The 271-nt window shown below is 59.4% G+C and carries 1 protein-coding gene; it reads left to right on the top strand.

Going from position 1 to position 271, the window contains the following annotated elements; all coding sequences use genetic code 11:
• Window positions 1–6: 6 nt before the first annotated feature.
• Window positions 7–177 (top strand): transposase, encoded by a 171-nt coding sequence (locus Q0835_RS30460; RefSeq protein ID WP_366142426.1) that lies wholly within the window; start codon window positions 7–9, stop codon window positions 175–177.
• Window positions 178–271: the final 94 nt, after the last annotated feature.

Below are 271 nucleotides of genomic sequence, written 5' to 3'. Positions count from 1 at the left end.
CCCGACATCAAGCACCGGGCTATCGTTGCCGACAAGGGCTATGACAGCAATGCCAATCGAGAGGCTGCGCGAAAGGCTGGGGCTGTCCCGGTCATCCCTTACAAATCAAACCGGCGCGAGATTCCCAGGCACTTCGCCAAAGCGCTCTACCGCGGCCGCGCACGCATCGAAAAATGATGGGGAAGCTCAAACGCTTTAAACGCGTCGCCCTGCGTTGCGAGAAAACCGCCAGAAACTTCCGCTCCATCGTCGCAATCGCCGCGGCCTTCAT

The organism is uncultured Roseibium sp. (assembly GCF_947499295.1).
In the GTDB taxonomy this organism is placed as follows: domain Bacteria; phylum Pseudomonadota; class Alphaproteobacteria; order Rhizobiales; family Stappiaceae; genus Roseibium.
This window is presented reverse-complemented; position numbering and strand designations above follow the sequence as displayed.